This is a genomic window from Bradyrhizobium sp. (assembly GCF_019244115.1).
In the GTDB taxonomy this organism is placed as follows: Bacteria; Pseudomonadota; Alphaproteobacteria; order Rhizobiales; family Xanthobacteraceae; genus Bradyrhizobium.
Genome location: NZ_JAFATE010000615.1, coordinates 1 through 4925 on the forward strand (window position 1 = coordinate 1; position 4925 = coordinate 4925).

Consider the following 4925-nt stretch of genomic DNA (forward strand, 5'->3'; position numbering starts at 1 on the left):
CGACGCTGAGGCCAAGCTCGTGAGATGATGATCTCGCGGGCGATGGGAGCAATAAAGCCCGGTTCCCAGGGAGAGCGCGCTATAAGCGTTAAAACCATCGCGCAGGGAATGCCGGTGATGATCGGCTGAACCTGTGGTGTCTGCCGCCAGCTTTTCTTGTTGCTGGCGGGCCATGGGTGAGGCCTTCACCCGGCATTCCCTGCGCCCTCTCACTTTCGATGGGGCGAACATGACGCACAGCTCGGACGCAATGCGCCGCGAGACTGCTGATGCATGTCTGGCGGATCCGTTCCATGCTCTCAGCCTGTCATCGCCCGACTTGATCGGGCGATCCAGTAGGCCGCGGCTCCTTGGCTCCAGCACTGCTGTCTCTGGAATACTGGGTCGCCCGGTCAAGCCGGGCGACGACCCCGGTGGAAATGGCGGCACGAGAACAATCCGGCTTGCCCGTCTTCCCCACCGCCGTCCGCCTGATGTCGCCTGATTGTCGTAACGCGCTGCTATCCGCGAGGAGGGTGAAATCGTTGATTCGACCGTCTGGCGCGACCAGCGGGCTGATCGGCGAAGCGATGTCGGGGAACTCGGCGGTGCGCAGGTTTTGTCGGCTCATCGCGAAGGGGCGTCGAAGGTGGACACGTTGGGGACGAGCGGCGGTCCAGTCATCGATCTGTCATGTGGAACTGTTAGGTGCGCGGGATGGGAAGTGACGGAAGTGAAGAGCGCCCGGAGCGGCGCTTTCGTACCCTGTTTATTTCGGACGTTCACCTGGGCGCCCGCGGCTCGCAAGCCGACCGGTTGCTCGATTTCCTGCGTAGCCACGATGCCGACACCATCTATCTGGTCGGCGACATCGTCGACGGCTGGGCGCTGAAATCGTACTGGCACTGGCCGCAATCGCACAACGACTTCGTCCAGAAGATGCTGCGCAAGGCGCGCAAGGGCGCCAAGATCATCTACGTGCCCGGCAACCACGACGAGTTCTTGCGCAACTATTACGGCACGCATTTCGGCGGCATCGACGTGGTGGAGAACTACGTCCATCTCGGCGCCGACGGCCGCCGCTATCTCGTGATCCACGGCGACATCTTCGATCTCGTCGTGCAGAACGCGCGCTGGCTCGCCCATCTCGGCGACAAGGCGTACGAGTTCGCGATTCAGATGAACCGGCTTGTCAATTTCTTCCGAAAAATGTTCGGCAAGCGCTACTGGTCGCTGTCGCAATGGGCGAAGCTGAAGGTCAAGAACGCGGTCAACTATATCGGCGCCTTCGAAGCGGCGCTGGCCTCGGAAGCGCGCCGCCATGGTGCTGACGGCGTGATCTGCGGCCACATCCACTATGCGACCATCCGCGACGAGCACGACATCCGCTACATGAACTGCGGCGACTGGGTCGAGAGCTGCACCGCGCTCGCCGAACATGAGGACGGCCGGTTCGAGATCATCACCTGGACCGAGCCGCTGCGCGCGCCTGCGCCAGCGCCGCGCGTCGCCGCGCGCGCGGCAGCGTGAGACGCGGACGGAACGCGCATGCGCATCCTGGTCGCAACCGACGCCTGGCATCCCCAAGTCAACGGGGTGGTGCGGACCTTGACCATGGTGGCGGAGGCGGCGCGCCGTCTCGGGCCCGAGTTCTCCTTCATCACCCCGGACTCGTTCCGCACCGTCGGCATGCCGAGCTACCGTGACGTCCGCCTCGCGCTGCCGCGCCCGGCAAAAATCGCGCGGCTGATCGCGGAGGCAGAGCCTGACGCGATCCATATCGCCACCGAAGGCCCGATCGGCGTTTTGGTCCGCCGCTACTGCCGCAAGCACGGCCTGCCGTTCACGACCAGCTTTCACACCCGTTTTCCCGACTACGTCTCGGCGCGCGCGCCGGTGCCTGAAGGCTGGGTGTGGGCGACGCTGCGCTGGTTCCACGGGCCGAGCAAGGCGGTGATGGCGGCGACGCCGGCGCTGGCGGCCGAACTGCGCGAGCGCGGTTTCCGCAATATCGTGCTGTGGCCACGCGGCGTCGATACAAAACTGTTTCACCCGCGCGAGGGCGACCTCTGCCAGCCAAAACCGGTGTTCTTGTGTGTCGGGCGCGTGGCGGTAGAGAAGAACCTCGAGGCGTTCCTCGATCTCGATCTGCCGGGCACGAAGGTCATCGTCGGCGACGGGCCGGCACGCCAGGCGCTGGCGCAGGCCTATCCCGACGCGGTCTTCCTCGGCGCGCTGGAGGGCGAGGCGCTGGCGCAGGTCTATGCGGCCGCGGACGTTTTTGTGTTTCCGAGCCGGACCGACACGTTCGGCCTCGTACTGCTGGAAGCGCTGGCGAGCGGCGTGCCGGTCGCGGCCTTTCCGGTGGCCGGGCCCCGCGACGTCATCGGCTCGGCGCCGGTCGGCGTCCTGAGCGAGGATCTGCGTGCCGCCTGTTTTGGCGCGCTGCAGATCAGGCGCGAGGCCTGCACGGCGTTCGCCGCTCAGCACACCTGGGAGGCCTGCGCAAGGGTCTTTGTCGATCACATGGCGGAGATTCCCGCCATTGCGCCGGAACGCGGCGCGCCCCATGTCCTGACGGAACATCCGCGCATCGTGGCCTGAGCGCACCCGAGCGGTCGTTGCGATGTGATCTGGGTCGGTTTGGGCTCCCTTGCGCCGGCATCGCGGGGCGCGGTAAAGTTGATGAATGACAGATAGCTCATCGCTCCCCATCGGCCCCGCCGACATCGATGCAGCGGCGGGCGTCGTCGCACCCTTTGCGGTCCGCACCCCGCTGCTCAGTTTTCCCGTTCTCAACGACCGGGTCGGCGCAAACGTGTTCTTGAAGCCGGAAATGCTGCAGCGGACCGGTTCCTTCAAGTTCCGCGGCGCCTTCAACAAGCTCTCGTCCATACCCGAGGGCAAACGTTCCGGCGGCGTGGTGGCGTTTTCATCCGGCAACCACGCGCAGGGCGTGGCCGCGGCGGCAAAACTGCTCAACATGCAGGCCACCATCGTGATGCCCAAGGACGCGCCCGCCCTGAAGCGCGAGCGGACAAAATCCTATGGCGCGGAGGTCGTTCTGTACGACCGTGACCGCGAGGATCGCGAAGCCATTGCCGGCGAGATCGCGGCGAAAAGCGGCGCCACCATCGTGCCGCCCTATGACGATGCCTATGTCATCGCAGGGCAGGGCACCGCGGGGCGCGAGATTGCCGAGGACATGGCCGCGCGCGGCCTCGCGCCGGACATCGTCGTTGCGCCGGCGTCGGGCGGCGGGTTGATCGCGGGCGTTGCGACCGCCGTCAAGGCGCGTTTTCCGCAGGCGAAAATCATCGTCGCCGAGCCGGAGGGGTTTGACGACCACGCCGCCTCGCTGCGGGCCGGTCACCGCGAGGCGCATCACGCCCATGGCCGCACCATCTGCGACGCGCTGATGGCGCAGATGCCGGGCAGGATCACCTTTGCGATCAACAGCCGCCTGTTGTCGGGCGGGGTCACCGCGACGGATGCCGAGGTCGCGACCGCCGTGGCCTTTGCCTATCGCGAGCTGAAGCTCGTGGTCGAACCCGGCGGGGCGGTCGGCCTCGCCGCGCTACTCGCCGGCCACATCGATGCCCGCGGCAAGACCGTCGCGATCGTGCTGTCCGGCGGCAATGTCGATGCGGACCTGTTCGCCAAGCTCGTGGCGTGAGGGGAAGCTGCGAACGACGTCGCGAAGGACCAGGCTACGAGAAGAATGCGATCCGCTCGGCCTGGCTCATGCGGCGGATCGGGACGAGCGGATCGTTCGCCGGCGCGTGCTGCTGCTCCAGGAAACCGCTCGCGAGCAGCGTCGAGCCGAGCGACGGTTGGATCGCGGGCTCAGCGGCAGGGGTGGGCGGTTGGAACGAGGCTTGAACCGGCTGCGGCTGCCGCGGCGCCAGTTCCACCGGCGCAGGCGCTTCCAGCGTTTCGAAGTCCGCGACCGGATGGGCCGCGGTGCCGACCGCGTCGTTGATGGCGCTGAAATAGTCGTGATCGGAGGTCTCATCCGGCGCAGCCATTTCGATCGCGACCATGTCGAGGATCGCATCGTCATCGACCTCGGCGCTGTCAGGGGCAGCTTCGGCCTCCGTGTCCGCGTCGATCGCCCGTGCCAGAGCTTCGATAGGCTCGTCGGCCTCGATGGCTTCCGGCAGGATCAGCTCCGGTTCGCTTGCCTCGAACTTCGGGTCTTGCGTCGGCGCGTCCGGTCTCACGTCGATCGCGACGGGCGTCTCCGGTTCCGCCGCCACGATGGGAGCAGCCACCGCGGCCGCAGCTTCCTCGACGGGTGCCGGCACGTGCGGATCTACGCCGCCTTGGTCGCCAGCTTCGTCAAACTCGTCGATCCTGTCGCGGATCAGGTCGAAGGCGGCGCTGACCTCAGGGCGGGGGTCGATGTCGCAGATCTGGCCGCAACTCGCCTCGATCGCGCTGAGCTGCGAATCGATCAGGTCGCAGATCCGCGAATCGGCGCCGATCTCGCGCCAGCGCCAGGAAATCTCCTTGATGATGCGCGCGCCCTTGCGGACCGGCGCGAGATTGTCCTCGATCGCGAGCCCGGCGAGCGCGGTCGATGCCGACGCGGCGGCCTGGTCGACGGCGTTCCTGATCGCCTGCAAGGCTTCCGGAAGCTTGTCTTCGGGAGGCGGCGGCTGCCGCTGCGCGGCGAGCGCGTCCTCGATCCGGGCCACCGCGTCCAGCACCATGCTGGTGTCGGCGTTGCGGTTGCGCTTGGCGTATTCGCCGAGGAACCAGCGGCCGCGCGACGTCTCCATGAAGGCGTCGCGGATCGCGTCATAATCCGCTTCGCTCGGCTGCGCCGCGCGTGCGGAAATCGGCGATAGGGCAAATGCTTCGTCGGCCATGGCAAACTCATCCGCGCAAATCAGGGCGCGTTGCGATAACGATCACCATGATATTGACCGAATCGCAATTGC

The 4925-nt window shown here is 66.5% G+C and carries 4 protein-coding genes; 3 read left to right on the forward strand and 1 reads right to left on the reverse strand.

From position 1 onward, the window contains the following. Positions 1 to 696: 696 nt before the first annotated feature. The 3 genes from JOZ76_RS27055 to JOZ76_RS27065 all read left to right on the forward strand — a co-directional run bounded on the left by JOZ76_RS27055 (position 697) and on the right by JOZ76_RS27065 (position 3655). Positions 697 to 1509 (forward strand): UDP-2,3-diacylglucosamine diphosphatase, encoded by an 813-nt coding sequence (locus JOZ76_RS27055; protein ID WP_291703861.1) that lies wholly within the window; start codon positions 697 to 699, stop codon positions 1507 to 1509. A gap of 18 nt (positions 1510 to 1527) precedes the next feature. Continuing rightward, on the forward strand, positions 1528 to 2583 hold the full coding sequence (locus JOZ76_RS27060) for a glycosyltransferase family 4 protein (protein ID WP_291703863.1): 1056 nt from the start codon (positions 1528 to 1530) through the stop codon (positions 2581 to 2583). 85 nt (positions 2584 to 2668) lie between these two features. Next, positions 2669 to 3655 (forward strand): threonine/serine dehydratase, encoded by a 987-nt coding sequence (locus JOZ76_RS27065; RefSeq protein ID WP_291703866.1) that lies wholly within the window; start codon positions 2669 to 2671, stop codon positions 3653 to 3655. Between the two features lie 34 nt (positions 3656 to 3689). On the opposite strand, the gene JOZ76_RS27070 is transcribed toward JOZ76_RS27065, so the two are convergent. Continuing rightward, positions 3690 to 4853 carry a hypothetical protein gene (locus JOZ76_RS27070; protein WP_291703868.1) on the reverse strand — a complete coding sequence of 388 codons (1164 nt, stop codon included), beginning with the start codon at positions 4851 to 4853 and terminating at the stop codon, positions 3690 to 3692. Between the last annotated feature and the right edge of the window lie 72 nt (positions 4854 to 4925).

Excerpts from the sequence above, each read along its gene's own strand:
- JOZ76_RS27060 (WP_291703863.1), top strand. The coding sequence starts at position 1,528 with ATGCGCATCCTGGTCGCAACCGACGCCTGGCATCCCCAAGTCAACGGG.
- JOZ76_RS27065 (WP_291703866.1), top strand. The coding sequence starts at position 2,669 with ATGACAGATAGCTCATCGCTCCCCATCGGCCCCGCCGACATCGATGCA.
- JOZ76_RS27070 (WP_291703868.1), bottom strand. The coding sequence starts at position 4,853 with ATGGCCGACGAAGCATTTGCCCTATCGCCGATTTCCGCACGCGCGGCG.
- JOZ76_RS27055 (WP_291703861.1), top strand. The coding sequence starts at position 697 with ATGGGAAGTGACGGAAGTGAAGAGCGCCCGGAGCGGCGCTTTCGTACC.